This is a genomic window from Escherichia sp. TW09308 (genome assembly GCF_000208565.1).
In the GTDB taxonomy this organism is placed as follows: domain Bacteria; phylum Pseudomonadota; class Gammaproteobacteria; order Enterobacterales; family Enterobacteriaceae; genus Escherichia; species Escherichia marmotae.
Genome location: NZ_AEME01000001.1, coordinates 1,110,318 through 1,127,111 on the forward strand (window position 1 = coordinate 1,110,318; position 16,794 = coordinate 1,127,111).

Sequence of the window (16,794 nt, forward strand, 5' to 3'; positions counted from 1 at the left end):
TTCTTATTAAACAGGATGGTGCAATGGAATGGCTGGTCAAAAAATCGTGCAGTAATAAGCAAGATAACAGACACATACTGAAGCTTTGTGATGCTGGCGGCACGATAAGAATGATTGCTGAAGTGCAAACTGACTTTAGCGTTAAATCAGGTGACCTGCTTTCTCCTCTACAGGATGCGCTTTATTGCATTAACCGGGAAAAGCAGCACACGGTGAAAGTCCTCTCGGCAAGTAGTTATAGTCCTGATGAGTGGGAACGACAGTGTAAATCTGGTGAAAAACATCAGTAACGTTGTTTTGCAATCGGCATGAAAATCAGCGTTAATCCGCACATAATACAGGCTACGCCCAGCATAGCCTTCAGCGAAAAAGTTCCTTCCCAGCCGGGAAGTATCATTGATGCAATCCATACCAGTACATAACTTACACTCAGTAAGGCGTAGGCTTTGCTGAGTGCCAGTTGATGTAACGCTTTATACCAGCAAAAAACGGAGATCAGATAACCAACCAGGCCGACAACCAGCATTCGGGCACCGAAATCAAAAGCAAAAAGCGCTGCGATAAAATCCCATAATTGCGTCATCGGCGGCAGATGACTCGCCGCATAACCCAGACTTAATTGTGCAGCGGAAGCAATAATGACGCTGAATAATCCCCACATCAGGCCCATTACACCGTACTCCCCAGGATCACAATGCCGCCAATAATGAATGCCACCCCACACCAGTGGCGAAAAGACACCGGTTCGTGCCACAGTTTTATTGCTGCCAGCGTCACCCAGACAAAATTCAGGCTCAACATCGGGTAGGCAATGCCTACCGGCACGTTCTGTAATACCAGTAGCCAGAGTGCCATTGCCAGCCCGAGGCACACCAATGCCAGCGTCAGCCACAGTGCAATATGTTTGCGCCGTTTACTTACCGCCACAAAGCGAGTTGCCTGTTTCTGGCAGAGTTGCCCGGCTACGCTAAGCAGGCTGGCAAAGACTAAAATCAGCCAGATCATTTGGGGCGATACTGAATGAGCACCAGACGCCCCTGATGATCGACGGCATCTGCAGGTGGAATGGCGAGACGGTTGATATCCTCATCGCGGTCAACCGAAAGCACGAGTGTAATAATCCCCTCTTGTCGATGCTGATTTAGCCATTTGGCAAAATCATCGCCGCTGACAAATCTGCTTTTCGCATCCGGGTAATTAAGACCATATTTCAATTCACCCGTCTGGCGATACATGATGATGTCGTCGCGTTGCAGGCTCCATGCCAGACCAGCGGCAACACCGACGCTATCAGTAAGAATATAGCGGCTCGGCTGGAGTGACTCTTGCGTCATCTCAACAAAAAACTGCGGGTGTTTCCCTTCCATGACTCTGTCGGGGATCGCAAATCCCACGAGCAACGCCAGCCCCAACGGACAAAGCGCCGCAAAGGGCCAGTTTTTTTCCACATTCGTTAAGGTGTACCAACCGAAAAATGCCCACAGCGAAAAAATCGACCAGGAACAAAAGACCTTATAGATTTCGAAAGTCTGCCAGACAGGCGTGCCCATTGGTCCCCAGGGCGAAACAACAAACGTGGCAATAATGCCAGTGACGCCAAAAGCGATGTTAATCCAGCCATTAATCCGCAGCGCCAGAGGATTATTTTTTGCTGCCAGCAAAGCGTAATGCACCATCAGCATTGCCAGAGGCGCAAAGCAGGAGAGAATATAGGTCGGTAATTTACCTTTGGCGACAGAGAAAAACAGCAGCGGCATCACCGCCCAGCTCAAGAGATAGACGGTTGCGGAATGACGACGGTTTTTCCAGCTTGCGCGCAGCGCGCCGGGGAGCAATCCCAGCCACGGCAGACTACCGGCAATGATGACAGGCAAGTAGTACCAGAACGGGGCTTTATGTTGGGCATCATCCATCGCAAAGCGTTGAACATGTTCAACCCAGAAAAAGTAATGCCAGAAGTCAGGCTCCCGTTGTGCTATTGCCAGCCCCCAGGGAAGAACAGTCAGTACGCAACTGGCAACAGCCAGTCCGCCGTAAATAAGGAGATCTTTCCAGCGTTTTTGCATGGCTACCCACGGCAGCACGCTCAATACCGGTACGGCGAGGGCGAGAAAACCTTTAGTCATCACCCCCATGCCGCAGGTTAACCCCAGCAGTAAAAATCCCGCGCTTTTGCCTTTCCAGGTTTGCGCGTCCATTGCCAGCCAGAAGCTGCACATTCCCGCCATCAGCCAGAATGCAATGAATGGGTCGAGCACCGCATAAGTGCCGATGGCGTAGACAATAAACAGCGAGAGATAAACCACTGCGGCGAGTAGTGCCAGACGCTTATCGTGCCATAAACGCAGAGAAAACCAGGCCACCAGCGCGGCGGTTAACAGGGTCGCAAAGATAACGCCTGCCCGCACACCAACGTTATTCGCGCCAAACAGCCATTGCCCAATACTGTTGATCCAGTATCCGGCAATGGGTTTTTCGAAATAGCGTAGCCCTAACAGATGGGGCACAATCCAGTCGCCGGAGGCCAGCATTTCCCGACTGATTTCCGCATAACGCGTTTCATCGGGTTGCCAGAGCAGACGATAATTAATCGGCAAGAGATAATAGACAGTGATAAACGCAAAGAATGCTGCGTAATAGCGAACAGATTTCATGGACGAGTTCCCGCAGCTTGTTGGCAACCGAGCCAGCCTTCACGTCCGGCAATACTTCCGCGGACAACTTGCCCGAGTGGCAAAGTCTCTGATAACAACTCGCTTAAAGGGCAAAACGTAATACCTGCACAGGCGGCACGTTTCAGAAGATCGACAAAATAATGCTGATAAGTGCAGCCTTCGACTTCTGCATGAATGGTATAAACTGGCGTCCCTTTCTCTCGCAGGATGCGGTTGAGCAGCCAGCCGTTAAAATCTTCCGCTTTCACATCCCGGCCAATGACTTCATCCCAGGTGGGTAACGTCACCGGGATTTGTGCTGTACCCGGTTTTCCTGATTCGAGCAACGGACGAAACGGCATTACTCCGCGACAATCGCTGTTGTAGCGCAAATGGAACGCTTCTTTTGCCTCAATCACCTGTTGATCGGCTCGCCAGCCAGCGGCGGCGGAACAGGTTATCGGTTGGCCAATAATCTCTTCCAGTGTGTGAAGACCACGCGCGATATCGTTCACCATCGTTTGCCGATCCCAGCTACCGCTATGGGCTTGCCAGGCGTGGTGATCCCAGGCGTGCAGGCCAACTTCGTGGTGTTTAGCCGCTTCACGAATGATGTCGGCATTGGCGTGGCCAATCTCTTTTCCTGGCCATGCAGTGCCTGCCAGCAGAATATCCCAGCCATAAAGCGACGCTGCGTTTGATCGCAACATCTTCATCAAAAACTGCGGCTTCACCAGCCGCCAGAGATGACGGCCCATATTGTCGGGGCCGACGCTGAAAAAAATGCTGGCCTGAATATTATGCTGACTCAAGATTTCCAGCAGACGCGGCACGCCTTCGCGGGTGCCGCGAAAGGTATCAACATCAATGCGTAAGCCCACTTTGATCATGATTATTTATCCGTAAGATCGACAGTGCGCAGGAAGAAATCCAGCGTCTCATCGATGGTTTCCTGCATATCAATTTTCGGTTCCCAATCCAGGCAGCGGCGGGCATTGCGGATGCCAGGCTTACGATGTGCCACGTCCTGATATCCTTTACCGTAGTAGCTGCTACTTTCGACGATGCGAAAGCCTGCAAACGGTGGGAAGTGATGGCGTAGAGGATGTTTTTCAAAGCTTGCCAGTAGCATCTGGCCCAGTTCTTCAATGCTCGCTTCGTTATCGGGGTTGCCGATATTAATAATCTCGCCATCACAGCGATTTCCCGTGTTTTCGATAATGCGAAACAGTGCTTCGATGCCGTCCCGAATATCAGTAAAGCAGCGTTTTTGTTTTCCGCCATCAATCAGCTTAATTGGCGATCCTTCTACCAGGTTTAGAATAAGTTGTGTAATGGCGCGCGAACTGCCAATTCGCGCTGCATTAAGGTTATCCAGCCGTGGCCCCATCCAGTTAAACGGCCGGAAGAGGGTAAACTGCAATCCTTCTTTTTCGCCGTACGCCCAAATCACCCGGTCAAGCAATTGTTTTGATACCGAATAAATCCAGCGCGGTTTATTCACCGGCCCGACGATCAAATTAGAATGGTCTTCGTCGAAATATTTATCATTACACATCCCGTAAACTTCCGAGGTCGACGGGAAGATAATTCGCTTACGGTACTTCACGCAGTAACGGATAATGCGCAGATTCTCTTCAAAATCGAGTTCAAATACGCGCAGCGGGTTGCGGGTATACTCAATCGGTGTGGCAATCGCCACCAGCGGCAATACGACATCACATTTTTTGACGTGGTACTCAATCCATTCAGAATGAATGCTGATATCACCTTCGACAAAGTGAAAATGCGGATGATTAAGGAAACGGCTAATGGCGTCGCTGCCGATATCCAACCCGTAGACTTCATAATGATCTTCGCGCAGCAGGCGTTCTGTCAGATGGTTGCCAATAAAGCCATTCACCCCGAGGATCAACACCCGGGTACGGCGTCGGGCGGTGCAAACAGGTTGACTGTTAAGTCTTGAACCTTCAACCAGCCCTAGCGTCTGGGCTAATTGCGAACCTTGCATAGTAATTCCATCGCCCGCCTGTCCGGTGACAATTTCCAGCGCACCATCGCCACAGGCAATTAACAGCGGTGCAGCAGAAATCACGCTCCCCGGTTGTGCTGTGGACGCATGAGAATGCACGCGTGACGACCAGACGGTGAATTTCTGATTGCCTACATAGCTGAAGGCGCCAGGCCACGGATCGGCAACGGCACGCACCATGTTATGCAGTACGGATGCCGGTTTGTGCCACTCAAGGACGCTGTCATCTGGCGTTCTGCGACCAAAACAGGTGGCTTCGTTCTCGCGCTGGGCGATTTCCAGAATATTACCGTGTTTAATGGCGGGTAACGTCTGTTCCAGCAACTGACGCGCGGCGTAGCACAATTTATGATGCAGCGTAATGGCGATATCGTCCGGTGCAATGGCAACGCGTAGCTGGGCAACAATGGCTCCGGCATCGGCACGTTTCACCATCCGATGCAACGTAACGCCAGTTTCCGTTTCACCGTTCACCAGTACCCAGTTCAGTGGCGCGCGGCCGCGATATTTCGGTAACAGCGAACCATGCAGATTAAACGCGCCAGTGGGGGCAAGTTGCAAAATCTCGTCGCTGATCAAATGGCGATAATAAAAAGAAAAAATCACATCAGGTGACAGTTGGGCAATGCGTTCCACCCACAGAGGATGATTAACGTTATCCGGCGCGTAAACCGGAATCCCTCTTTCCGCCGCCAGGCGAGCGACCGAACCATAAAATGCTTTTTCGCCAGGATTATCGGTATGAGTAAAAATGGCGCTAATTTCGTAACCGGCAGCCAGCAAGGCTTCAATACCCAGGCAACCCATATCGTGATAGGCAAAAACGACGGCTTTCATTATTCATTTTCCTTGCTGGATGGACGGATAACTTGCTGCACAAAATAGCGGGGGCGGGCGCGGACATCGGTGTAGATCCGGCCAATATATTCACCGAGTAATCCCATGCCGATAAACTGAGCGCCAATAAAGGTAAACAGTACGGCAAACAGCATAAAGACGCCTTCTGCCGCCCACTGCGGTCCGAACGTCAGGCGTAAAATCACCAGTAGTACCGCAATGCTAAAACCACCAATCGCAATAATGCTGCCAAGCAGACTAAGCATACGTAACGGTGTGGTCGTGAGGCAGGTCACCAGGTCGTACATCAAATTAATCAGGCGCATAAAGCTGTATTTTGATTCGCCAAACTCACGCTCGGCATGGTGTACCGGAATTTCAATGGCGCGGCGGGCGAAGATATTCGCCAGAATCGGAATAAAGGTGCTGCGTTCATGGCAGTGCAACATGGCATCGACAATATGACGACGATAAGCGCGCAGCATACAGCCGTAGTCGCCCATCGCTTTGCCGGTGGTGCGCTGGATCAGTCGGTTAATCATCTTCGAGGCAGTTTTACGAAACCAGGTGTCCTGGCGGTTCTGGCGCACAGTCCCTACCACGTCGTAACCTTCATCGGCTTTTTCCACCAGGTGGGGGATCTCTTCTGGCGGATTCTGGAGATCGGCATCAAGAGTAATGATTAAGTCGCCGGTAACGTGACTGAAACCCGCCATAATTGCCGAATGTTGTCCGTAATTGCGGTTAAGCAAAATAGACACAATATGGCTGCCCTCTGCTTGTGAGGCATCGACCAGCATTTGCGCAGAATTGTCGTTACTGCCGTCATCAACCAGCAGTATTTCATACTCTTTGCCCAGCAATTCACAGGCTGCGGTGGTGCGCCTGATTAATTCCGGTAAACTTTCCTGCTCGTTATAAACGGGAATAACCACCGAGACTTTCTTAACAGGGTGGATGTCAAACATGGCTTATTGTCCTGCGAGTTGCTGAAGGGCTGTGATGACGCGGTCGGCATCGGCGGTGGTCATATCCGGGAAAAGCGGCAACGAACAGATGCGTTCGCTATTCCATTCGGTATTCGGTAACGACAGCGTGGGAAAACGCTCACGATAATATTTTTGCGTGTGAGCTGCGCGGAAATGTAACCCAGTGCCAATGCCTCTTTCTTTCAGTGCTTCCATCAACGCATCGCGGCTGATATCACAACGTTGTTCATCAACACGAATAATAAACAGATGCCAGGCGTGAACATGTGGCCATGTGGGAAGCTTCAGAGGCTGGAAGGGTAGATCCACCAGTGCTTGTTGATATTGCAGGGCAATTTCTCGACGACGGGTATTTAGTTGCTCTAATTTATTCAACTGCGTCAGAGCAATCGCGGCGTTAATATCGGTCAGATTGTACTTATAGCCTGGTGTTAATACTTCAGCCTGCGGTGCGCGACCCCATGTTTTTCGGTCGTATGCATCGACACCCAGACCATGAAATTTCAACATGCGTAACTGGCGAGCGAGATTTTCGTCATCAGTAACGACTAATCCACCTTCCGCACAGGTAATATTTTTGATGGCGTGAAATGAAAAAATAGCGGTGCCCTTCGCGCCAATATGTTGACCTTTGTAATTTGTACCGACGGCATGGGCGGCATCTTCAATGACTGCGATATCGTAGCGTTCACCAATGGCGCGAATGGCGTCAATATCTGCCGGCGCTCCGGCATAATGCACCGGGATGATCGCTTTGGTACGAGGTGTAATGGCCGCTTCGATCGCTTCAGGCGTGACCATCAGCGTATCGCGATCAACGTCCACCATCACCGGTGTTGCGCCCAACAGGGAGATCATATTGAGAGTTGAAACCCAGGTCATGGAGGGAGTAATGACTTCATCATCAACACCAACCCCCAGCGCCATCAGCGTGATGTGCATTCCGGCAGTGGCTGAACTGACTGCGATGGCATGCTGATTTCCCGTTAACAGGCAAAAGGCTTGTTCAAGTGCCTGATTCTTCGGACCGGTAGTGATCCATCCTGATTCGAGAACTTCTTTAACCGCGGCGAGTTCTTCCACACCCATTGCCGGACGTGAAAAAGGCAAAAAGTCTGACATGGTTTTTCCTTCGGTCATTGAATATCTTTCCCAGTTATTCGCTAATATTTGTCATAGGGAGCGTTATGTCTATTTTGCCATTTGGAGTGAAATTCTAAGGTTAGAATATTAATTTAACCTTAAGGAATAAATATAAGACTTAAATATTATTTTTTTGTTTTTTCATCTTATTCGGGCTTTTAATTTGACAAAATTTAAGGCATTTTGCGTGCGCCGTAATGTTTTAATTTATCCCGCCACTATTTACCGATGAAAATGACGTTTGTTTTCACGGCCATTTAGTTGGCTACGCTTGTCTATAGGTGGAGCTTACGTGTTAGCTTTTTGTCGGGCTTTGTTGAAGTCTAAAAAATATATCTTCATTTTACTGGTGCTTGTGGCGATTGTGGGGCTGGGTACACATGCTGCCTGGAGCAGTAATGGTTTGCCACGTATCGACAATAGAACGCTGGCCAGATTAGCGCAGCAGCACCCGGTTGTGGTTCTGTTTCGCCATGCGGAACGCTGCGACCGTTCCTCCAATCACTGCTTGTCAGACAAAACAGGCATTACGGTGAAAGGTACTCAGGATGCCCGTGAACTGGGCAAAGCTTTCAGCGCGGACATCCCTAATTTCGATCTTTATTCCAGTAATACCGTTCGGACTATTCAATCAGCGAGCTGGTTTTCTGCTGGAAAAAAACTGACGGTAGATAAACGATTTCTACAATGTAGAAATGAGATTTATAGCACAATTAAGGAGTTACAAAGCAAAGCACCAGATAAAAATATCGTTATTTTCACCCATAACCATTGTCTGACCTATATCGCTAAAGATAAACGTAACGTGACATTTAAACCAGATTATCTGGATGGGCTGGTAATGCATGTGGAAAAAGGCAACGTTTTACTGGATGGTGAATTTGCTAATCGCTGATATTTTTAATATGACAGCCAATAATGGCTGTCATTACTGTTACATCAGACCTTTCAAACGTAATGTTTTTTGGGTGGCGACATTCAAATCATAGTGCGCAAGATCTTCCGGTTTTACCCATGCATAGTCCTGAAACTCTTCGTTAATTTTTACTTCACGGTTGGCAGAGACGCAGTCAAAGATTAGGTAAATCATATAAATCTCTTCCTTGCGACCATCTGCGTAGGTCTTGATGCGGATATCATCACTGAAGGTCCATGGTGTGATGTCAGTAAGAATCAGTTGTTCGCCCAGCTCTTCTCTGATTTCACGACGTAATGCTTCTTCAATACGCTCACCGGGCTCTACGCCGCCACCAGACAGCGCCCATTGTCCGGGGAAAACGCCGCGATCGTCGGCCATTTTACACAGCAGATAAGCACCATCATTTTGAATTAAGGGACAAACGATAGTCCGTTGTCGCATGGGAATATTCCTTACCATCGAAAATAAAATAAAAGAATACGGCAATGGACAAACAGGTGAAAGTAGCATTTGTCTTTTGGGTGATGATAGCCACGATGATTATTTGGCTGGCAATCAATTTTTGATGGCTGCTTTTTCTGCACTTAATTATTCAAGAAGTATTTAGTTACAATAAGTTAGCAGATCGCTTTTTTCACGCATTGAATCCTCTGCGTCAGGCAGTACAATCCCGCAGCTTTGGGGACTTTTAATTATCTTCTTGCGGGAAAAGGTAAAAATGAAAAAATTGGCGCTGCCAGTTCTGGCTGGAATGCTATTGGTTTCTGCATCGGCAAATGCGATGAGTATCAGCGGTCAGGCGGGAAAAGAATATACCAATATTGGTGTTGGTTTCGGTACTGAATCGACCGGTCTGGCATTAAGCGGTAACTGGACACATAACGATGACGACGGTGACGTCGCGGGCGTTGGTCTGGGATTGAATCTGCCGCTGGGTCCGCTAATGGCAACCGTGGGTGGTAAAGGCGTTTATACCAACCCGAACGACGGTGATGAAGGCTATGCCGCGGCGGTAGGCGGTGGCTTGCAGTGGCAAATTGGCGATAGCTTCCGTCTGTTTGGCGAGTATTACTACTCTCCGGATTCGCTCTCCAGCGGTATTAAAAGTTATGAAGAAGCGAATGCTGGCGCGCGTTACACTATTATGCGTCCAGTCAGCATTGAGGCGGGCTACCGCTATCTGAATCTGTCGGGTAAAGACGGCAACCGCGACAACGCGGTGGCTGACGGCCCTTATGTCGGGGTTAACGCCAGCTTCTGATGCCTTTCGGCGCGGCGTTCTGCCGCGCCATTCAGTTTCTTTCTACGCCTTATCTCCCTTTGCGTTATAGTGATTCGATAACAAAAGCAGGAGATAACCATGTTAAAAGTGGAAATGTTATCCACAGGGGATGAAGTGTTACACGGGCAAATCGTTGACACTAACGCTGCCTGGCTGGCTGATTTTTTCTTTCATCAGGGGTTGCCATTATCTCGCCGTAATACGGTGGGCGATAACCTTGAGGATTTAGTCACCATTCTGCGTGAACGTAGTCAGCACGCCGATGTGCTGATCGTCAACGGTGGTCTGGGGCCGACCAGCGATGATTTAAGCGCACTGGCTGCTGCGACAGCAAAAGGTGAGGGATTAGTTCTTCATGAAGCCTGGCTGCAAGAGATGGAACGCTATTTCCGCGAACGTGGGCGCGTGATGGCGCCGAGTAACCGCAAACAGGCGGAGCTGCCAGCCAGTGCTGAATTTATCAATAATCCGGTTGGCACGGCCTGTGGTTTTGCTGTGCAACTTAACCGTTGCCTGATGTTCTTTACCCCAGGCGTGCCTTCGGAATTTAAAGTGATGGTGGAGCATGAAATTCTGCCGCGCCTGCGTGAGCGTTTTTCCTTACCGCAGCCACCGGTTTGCCTGCGTTTGACTACCTTTGGTCGTTCAGAAAGCGATCTGGCGCAAAGCCTGGACACGTTGCAACTGCCGCCGGGCGTAACGATGGGCTATCGCTCTTCCATGCCGATTATCGAATTGAAACTCACCGGACCGGCAAGCGAGCTACAGGCGATGGAAAAACTATGGCAGGACGTTAAACGCGTCGCCGGACAGAGCATGATTTTTGAAGGCACCGAAGGACTACCTGCGCAGATCAGCCGGGAATTGCAACGTCGCCAGTTCAGTCTGACGTTGAGCGAGCAATTCACCGGTGGTTTATTGGCGTTGCAACTTTCTCGTGCTGGTGCGCCATTACTGGCGTGTGAAGTCGTGCCTTCACAGGAAGAAACACTGGCACAAACCGCACACTGGATAACTGAACGACGAGCCAAACATTTCGCCGGGCTGGCACTGGCCATTTCTGGCCTGGAAGATGGGTATCTCAACTTTGCGTTGGCCACGCCGGATGGCACTTTTGCTCTGCGCGTACATTTCAGCACTACGCGCTACAGTCTGGCTATTCGTCAGGAAGTGTGTGCAATGATGGCACTCAATATGCTGCGTCGCTGGCTGAACGGTCAGGACATTGCCAGCGAGCATGGCTGGATTGAGGTTGTTGAATCTATGACCCTAACTGCCTGAGCAGCCACTCCGTGCCGGTTTACTACACCGGCACACTTCTCTCCCGCAAAGGTTGTCCAACCTGTTGTACTCAATAAGAAAAAATCCGTGCGCTAATTCACAAATTTGTGCGTAATTCCTCCAGTCCTCTGGACGAGGAGTGGGATTTGATGCGCTTCACAATTTTACTCCCCCTGAGCAACGAGACTGATTCCAGTATCTAAGACTGGAGTCCAGTATGTTGGAATCAAGCAAAGTTCCCGCCCTGACACGGGCTATTGATATTCTCAATTTGATTGCTCGCATTGGCCCCTGTAGTGCTGCGACGATCATCGACACATTGGGGATCCCTAAAAGCACAGCCTATTTGCTGCTTAACGAACTCAAGCGTCAGCGTTTTCTGAGTCTTGATCACCAGGAAAATTTTTGTCTGTGGACCAGGCTGGTGGAGCTTTCCGGCCATGCGTTAAGCAAGATGGATCTCCGGGAACTGGCACGCCCACGCCTGACGCAACTGATGGATACCACTGGACTGTTGTGTCACCTTGGGATCATCGATAACGGTAGCGCATATTACATATTGAAAGTGGAGTCTTCAGCCACTATCAGCGTGCGTTCCCATGAAGGAAAAAGCCTTTCGCTTTATCGCTCCGGAATAGGTAAATGCCTGCTTGCCTGGCAACCTGAAGCTGTACAGCAAAGTATTATCGAAGGGCTGGTCTGGGAACAGGCGACACCCACCACGATTACCCGTCCACCACAGCTCCACGAAGAACTGGCACGTATTCGCCGTCAGGGCTGGAGCTATGACAACGGTGAAGATTACACCGATGTCCGTTGTGTTGCTGCCCCGGTGTTTAACGCCAATAACGAGCTTACCGCCGCGATCTCAGTGGTCGGTACTCGTTTACAAATCAATGAAGAATATCGTGATTATCTGGCGGGCAAAGCCATCGCCTGCGCCAGGGATATTTCACGTCTGTTGGGATGGAAAAGTCCCTTTGACTTACTGGCCTCATAAAAATGGAGAACATCATGACCCTACCAAAAATCAAACAGGTTCGCGCCTGGTTTACTGGCGGAGCGACAGCAGAAAAAGGCGCTGGCGGCGGTGATTATCACGACCAGGGAGTGGATCACTGGATTGACGATCATATTGCTACCCCGATGAGTAAATACCGCGATTACGAGCAGTCCCGCCAGTCATTTGGTATTAACGTTCTTGGCACGTTAATTGTTGAAGTCGAAGCAGAAAATGGCCAGACCGGCTTCGCCGTTTCAACAGCCGGTGAAATGGGGTGCTTTATCGTTGAAAAACACCTTAACCGTTTCATAGAGGGCAAATGTGTCAGTGATATCAAACTGATTCACGATCAAATGCTCAACGCCACCCAGTATTACTCCGGTTCAGGGGGCCTGGTGATGAACACGATTTCCTGTGTTGATTTGGCTCTGTGGGATCTGTTCGGCAAAGTGGTCGGGCTTCCGGTTTATAAACTTTTAGGCGGCGCTGTCCGTGATGAAATTCAGTTCTACGCCACGGGCGCGCGCCCGGATCTGGCAAAAGAGATGGGCTTTATCGGCGGCAAGATGCCGACGCACTGGGGGCCACATGATGGTGATGCGGGGATCCGCAAAGACGCCGCTATGGTCGCGGGGATGCGTGAAAAATGCGGTGAAGATTTCTGGTTGATGCTCGACTGCTGGATGAGCCAGGACGTGAACTATGCCACCAAACTGGCTCACGCTTGTGCCCCTTATAACCTGAAATGGATCGAAGAGTGCCTGCCGCCGCAACAGTATGAAGGTTATCGCGAATTAAAACGCAACGCGCCAGCAGGAATGATGGTCACCAGTGGCGAGCACCACGGCACACTGCAATCTTTCCGTACACTTTCAGAAACCGGTATCGACATTATGCAACCAGATGTTGGCTGGTGCGGTGGCTTAACCACGCTGGTGGAGATTGCCGCAATTGCCAAATCACGTGGACAACTGGTGGTGCCGCACGGTTCGTCTGTTTACTCCCACCATGCGGTGATCACCTTCACCAATACCCCATTTAGCGAATTCCTGATGACCAGTCCGGATTGTTCATCGATGCGTCCGCAGTTTGATCCGATTTTGCTTAATGAGCCGGTGCCGGTGAATGGTCGTATTCACAAATCAGTACTTGATAAACCGGGTTTCGGCGTCGAACTCAATCGTGACTGCAATCTGAAACGCCCTTACAGCCACTAATCATTCCGGGCGTTGCCGTGACAACAGTAACGCTCACATGTTCTAAGGAGCTTCTTATGAGCACCGCTTTGCTTGACGCCGTGGTGAAGAAAAACCGCGCGCGTTTGATCCCGTTTATGTTGGCGCTGTACGTGCTGGCGTTTCTCGATCGTTCGAATATTGGTTTTGCCAAACAGACCTACCAGATTGATACCGGGCTAAGTAATGAAGCTTATGCGCTGGGAGCGGGAATTTTCTTTGTGGTGTATGCGTTTCTCGGTGTTCCGGCGAATTTGTTGATGCGCAAACTGGGAGCCAGGACCTGGATTGGTACGACGACACTGCTGTGGGGATTTCTTTCGGCGGCAATGGCATGGGCCGATACTGAAGTGAAATTTCTGATAGTTCGCACCCTGCTTGGTGCTGCGGAAGCCGGGTTCTTTCCAGGCATGATTTATCTCACTTCGCAATGGTTTCCGCAGCGTAATCGCGCCAGCATTATGGGGCTGTTTTATATGGGAGCACCGTTGGCGTTAACGCTGGGATCACCGCTCTCCGGCGCGCTTCTGGAGATGCATGGATTTATGGGACATCCCGGCTGGTTCTGGATGTTTGTGATTGAAGGATTACTGGCAGTCGGTGCTGGGGTGTTCACATTCTTTTGGCTTGATGACACACCGGAGCAGGCACGTTTTCTGAGTAAAGAAGAAAAAACGTTGCTCATTAATCAACTTACAAGTGAAGAACAACAGAAAGTCACTTCGCGACTGAGTGATGCGCTGCGTAATGGGCGAGTCTGGCAACTGGCGATTATCTACCTGACTATTCAGGTGGCGGTTTACGGATTAATTTTCTTCCTGCCGACGCAGGTTGCCGCATTGCTGGGAACAAAAGTGGGCTTTACGGCCTCCGTGGTCGCCGCCATTCCGTGGATTGCGGCATTGTTGGGGACCTGGCTTATTCCGCGCTATTCCGATAAAACCGGCGAACGGCGCAATGTCGCGGCGCTGACATTGCTGTCCGCGGGCATTGGTATTGGCCTTTCCGGGCTACTTTCGCCAGTACTGGCAATCGTTGCGCTGTGTGTTGCAGCAATAGGGTTTATTGCGGTTCAGCCGGTGTTCTGGACGATGCCGACACAACTGCTTTCCGGTACGGCGCTGGCTGCGGGGATTGGTTTTGTAAACCTGTTTGGCGCGGTGGGCGGATTTATCGCCCCGATCCTGCGTGTAAAAGCAGAAACGTTGTTTGCCAGCGATGCGGCAGGCTTGCTGATGCTGGCAGCGGTGGCGGTCATCGGTTCGCTGATTATTTTCACTCTGCGTGTAAGTCGCGCTGTTGCGCAGACCAACGTGGCGCATCATTAACAGGTTAAGGAACATGATGAACACATTATTAATCAATCCATTCAAAGAACGCTTACGCAAGGGTGAAGTACAAATTGGTCTGTGGTTAAGTTCGACAACTTCCTATATGGCAGAAATTGCCGCCACCTCCGGTTATGACTGGTTGCTGATTGATGGTGAACATGCGCCAAATACCATTCAGAACCTTTATCACCAACTTCAGGCGGTAGCGCCCTATGGCAGCCAACCCGTGATCCGCCCAGTGGAGGGGAGTAAGTCGCTGATTAAACAAGTCCTGGATATTGGCGCGCAAACTCTACTGATCCCGATGGTCGACACTGGCGAACAGGCGCGTCAGATAGTGTCTGCAACTCGCTATCCACCGTACGGTGAACGTGGTGTCGGGGCCAGCGTGGCACGGGCAGCACGCTGGGGACGCATTGAGAATTACATGGCGCAAGTCAACGACTCACTTTGTCTGTTGGTGCAGGTGGAAAGTAAAACAGCACTGGATAATCTGGATGAAATCCTCGACGTTGAGGGGGTTGATGGTGTGTTTATTGGGCCAGCGGATCTCTCAGCGTCGTTGGGTTACCCGGATAATGCCGGGCACCCGGAAGTGCAGCGTATTATTGAAACCAGCATCCGACGGATCCGCGCTGCGGGTAAAGCAGCAGGTTTTCTGGCTGTGGCTCCTGATATGGCGCAGCAATGCCTTGCGTGGGGAGCGAACTTTGTCGCCGTTGGCGTCGACACCATGCTCTACAGTGATGCCCTGGATAAGCGACTGGCGATATTTAAATCAGGCAAAAATGAGCCACGCATAAAAGGTAGTTATTGATATCAAAGGCCCATGGGGATTGCTTGTGGGCCTGTGTTAATTAGTGGTTATTCGCTGCCAGATCGGCTTCGCTTAGCTGGGTGGCTGCGAGCAGCCAGGTCACGATCAATACCCTGTTCCAGCATGCGCAAGGCAATTTTAATGGCTTGTTCATGCATGCCTTCCTGCAAACCTTCTAATTTACCTTCCTGCCAGCCAATTTGGTGTCCTTCCTGCCGTAGCCGTTCAGCAATAGCCATCAATCTCTTCTTTTAATGACAGTTCGGTGGAATATCAGCATCAGTGAGTTGGGTTGTCGCCAGCACAATCTCACGTTCAAAGCCCTGCTCCAGCATGCGCAAGGCAATTTTAATGGCTTGTTCATGCATGCCTTCCTGCAAACCTTCTAATTTACCTTCCTGCCAGCCAATTTGGTGTCCTTCCTGCCGTAGCCGTTCAGCAATAGTCATCAATCTCTCCTTTTGTAGTGGTGAACGTTCGGCAATTTCCTCAATAAAGCGGGTGAAACGGGAGGTATCGCCGCATTGCAGCAGATAATTAAACAGCGTTTGCACCTGGCTGTCATTAGTGAAGCCCCTAACCAAAAGCGTGGTGATCCTGTCGACCAGACCGATTAAATCGCGCTCGCGAATATGCTTTTGAATCAGTTCCAGCAGAGCTATACGCCGATGTTGCATGATCTCATCGTCAGGTACGATGGTGATATCCACCAACGGAAAAGCTTCGGTGTACAACTGCCGGGCAAGCTGCGGGTCGTCAAATTCATCCAGCCAGTTAAGTGAATATGGGTAGGGTGAGGTTTCGCCGTGATAAAACAGCATTGGCACTACCAGAGGGACTCTGTCATAGCCTTTGTCCAGATGGCGCTGCATGACGGCAGTGGCATAACGCATCAGTCGAAAGGCCATGTTTTTTTCTGCAGTACTCTGATGCTCAATCACGCAGTAGATATAACCTTCGCCGTCGGTGGTTTCTACCGACCACAAAACATCCGAGTAGTAAGCGCGTAAACTTTTTTCAATAAAACTGGTGGGTTCCAGGCGTAAGGTTTGCAGGTTGCAAAGCTTACGTAGCGGTTCCGGCAGGTGTATTTCCAGAAAATCCCGTGCGGTTTCGGGCGAGAACATAAAGGTTTTAAATACCGCATCATGCGGGGAGGATGTTGTTGATTCTGTCATGGTTGTCCGTCACCAGATGTTTATGATGACGCGACATTACGAGTATCCCGGGCCTTTGACATCTGACAGTTTCAGTCTTTGCGAGACGTTTTC

18 protein-coding genes are annotated in these 16,794 nt (G+C 50.3%); 8 read left to right on the forward strand and 10 right to left on the reverse strand.

All coding sequences use genetic code 11. The features are described 5' to 3' along the window. Positions 1 to 23: 23 nt before the first annotated feature. Entirely contained in the window at positions 24 to 290 is a 267-nt protein-coding gene (gene pmrD / locus ESM_RS0105460; RefSeq protein ID WP_010376827.1) for a signal transduction protein PmrD, read from the forward strand. Here pmrD and arnF read toward each other — a convergent pair. Genes arnF through arnB form a run of 7 tightly spaced genes read right to left on the reverse strand, consistent with a single transcriptional unit; the run spans position 284 to position 7,634 of the window. After that, the gene (arnF, locus tag ESM_RS0105465; protein ID WP_000523874.1) at positions 284 to 670 is read right to left on the reverse strand and encodes a 4-amino-4-deoxy-L-arabinose-phosphoundecaprenol flippase subunit ArnF; all 387 of its coding nucleotides are present in this window, start codon (positions 668 to 670) and stop codon (positions 284 to 286) included. The genes pmrD and arnF overlap by 7 nt on opposite strands. Further along, the gene (arnE, locus tag ESM_RS0105470) at positions 670 to 1,005 is read right to left on the reverse strand and encodes a 4-amino-4-deoxy-L-arabinose-phosphoundecaprenol flippase subunit ArnE (protein WP_000638004.1); all 336 of its coding nucleotides are present in this window, start codon (positions 1,003 to 1,005) and stop codon (positions 670 to 672) included. The genes arnF and arnE overlap by 1 nt, the downstream gene beginning before the upstream one ends. After that, positions 1,002 to 2,654: a lipid IV(A) 4-amino-4-deoxy-L-arabinosyltransferase gene (gene arnT, locus ESM_RS0105475; protein ID WP_000844089.1), complete on the reverse strand. Its 1,653-nt coding sequence runs from the start codon at positions 2,652 to 2,654 to the stop codon at positions 1,002 to 1,004. The genes arnE and arnT overlap by 4 nt, the downstream gene beginning before the upstream one ends. Next, positions 2,651 to 3,544: a 4-deoxy-4-formamido-L-arabinose-phosphoundecaprenol deformylase gene (gene arnD / locus ESM_RS0105480; protein ID WP_000598503.1), complete on the reverse strand. Its 894-nt coding sequence runs from the start codon at positions 3,542 to 3,544 to the stop codon at positions 2,651 to 2,653. The genes arnT and arnD overlap by 4 nt, the downstream gene beginning before the upstream one ends. A gap of 2 nt (positions 3,545 to 3,546) precedes the next feature. Beyond that, positions 3,547 to 5,523 (reverse strand): bifunctional UDP-4-amino-4-deoxy-L-arabinose formyltransferase/UDP-glucuronic acid oxidase ArnA, encoded by a 1,977-nt coding sequence (gene arnA, locus ESM_RS0105485; protein WP_000649097.1) that lies wholly within the window; start codon positions 5,521 to 5,523, stop codon positions 3,547 to 3,549. Continuing rightward, positions 5,523 to 6,491: an undecaprenyl-phosphate 4-deoxy-4-formamido-L-arabinose transferase gene (gene arnC / locus ESM_RS0105490; RefSeq protein WP_000459655.1), complete on the reverse strand. Its 969-nt coding sequence runs from the start codon at positions 6,489 to 6,491 to the stop codon at positions 5,523 to 5,525. The genes arnA and arnC overlap by 1 nt, the downstream gene beginning before the upstream one ends. A gap of 3 nt (positions 6,492 to 6,494) precedes the next feature. Beyond that, a complete protein-coding gene (arnB, locus tag ESM_RS0105495) occupies positions 6,495 to 7,634 on the reverse strand; it encodes a UDP-4-amino-4-deoxy-L-arabinose aminotransferase (protein ID WP_001516764.1) in 1,140 nt (379 codons plus the stop codon). Positions 7,635 to 7,947: 313 nt separating this feature from the next. Here arnB and ais point away from each other — a divergent pair, with 313 nt between their 5' ends. Continuing rightward, positions 7,948 to 8,550 carry a lipopolysaccharide core heptose(II)-phosphate phosphatase Ais gene (gene ais, locus ESM_RS0105500; protein ID WP_000879106.1) on the forward strand — a complete coding sequence of 201 codons (603 nt, stop codon included), beginning with the start codon at positions 7,948 to 7,950 and terminating at the stop codon, positions 8,548 to 8,550. 39 nt (positions 8,551 to 8,589) lie between these two features. On the opposite strand, the gene nudI is transcribed toward ais, so the two are convergent. Then, complete coding sequence (gene nudI, locus ESM_RS0105505; RefSeq protein ID WP_001249881.1) at positions 8,590 to 9,015, reverse strand: nucleoside triphosphatase NudI; 426 nt, start codon at positions 9,013 to 9,015, stop codon at positions 8,590 to 8,592. A gap of 277 nt (positions 9,016 to 9,292) precedes the next feature. Here nudI and ESM_RS0105515 point away from each other — a divergent pair, with 277 nt between their 5' ends. The 6 genes from ESM_RS0105515 (at position 9,293) to yfaU (ending at position 15,523) form a co-directional block, all read left to right on the forward strand. Beyond that, entirely contained in the window at positions 9,293 to 9,835 is a 543-nt protein-coding gene (locus ESM_RS0105515) for a YfaZ family outer membrane protein (RefSeq protein WP_000731860.1), read from the forward strand. 99 nt (positions 9,836 to 9,934) lie between these two features. Continuing rightward, entirely contained in the window at positions 9,935 to 11,137 is a 1,203-nt protein-coding gene (locus tag ESM_RS0105520) for a nicotinamide mononucleotide deamidase-related protein YfaY (RefSeq protein ID WP_000921652.1), read from the forward strand. Positions 11,138 to 11,354: 217 nt separating this feature from the next. Continuing rightward, positions 11,355 to 12,137 (forward strand): IclR family transcriptional regulator, encoded by a 783-nt coding sequence (locus ESM_RS0105525; protein ID WP_000894175.1) that lies wholly within the window; start codon positions 11,355 to 11,357, stop codon positions 12,135 to 12,137. Between the two features lie 14 nt (positions 12,138 to 12,151). Then, positions 12,152 to 13,357, forward strand: a complete 1,206-nt coding sequence (gene rhmD, locus ESM_RS0105530; protein ID WP_016248993.1) for an L-rhamnonate dehydratase — start codon at positions 12,152 to 12,154, stop codon at positions 13,355 to 13,357. A gap of 56 nt (positions 13,358 to 13,413) precedes the next feature. Beyond that, on the forward strand, positions 13,414 to 14,703 hold the full coding sequence (locus tag ESM_RS0105535; RefSeq protein ID WP_001516759.1) for an MFS transporter: 1,290 nt from the start codon (positions 13,414 to 13,416) through the stop codon (positions 14,701 to 14,703). Positions 14,704 to 14,719: 16 nt separating this feature from the next. After that, entirely contained in the window at positions 14,720 to 15,523 is an 804-nt protein-coding gene (yfaU, locus tag ESM_RS0105540; RefSeq protein ID WP_001094289.1) for a 2-keto-3-deoxy-L-rhamnonate aldolase, read from the forward strand. 47 nt (positions 15,524 to 15,570) lie between these two features. Here the strand turns inward: yfaU and ESM_RS0105545 are convergent, their stop codons facing one another. Beyond that, entirely contained in the window at positions 15,571 to 15,762 is a 192-nt protein-coding gene (locus ESM_RS0105545; RefSeq protein WP_010376848.1) for a hypothetical protein, read from the reverse strand. Positions 15,763 to 15,774: 12 nt separating this feature from the next. Next, the gene (locus tag ESM_RS0105550) at positions 15,775 to 16,701 is read right to left on the reverse strand and encodes an ISNCY family transposase (protein ID WP_000140544.1); all 927 of its coding nucleotides are present in this window, start codon (positions 16,699 to 16,701) and stop codon (positions 15,775 to 15,777) included. Between the last annotated feature and the right edge of the window lie 93 nt (positions 16,702 to 16,794).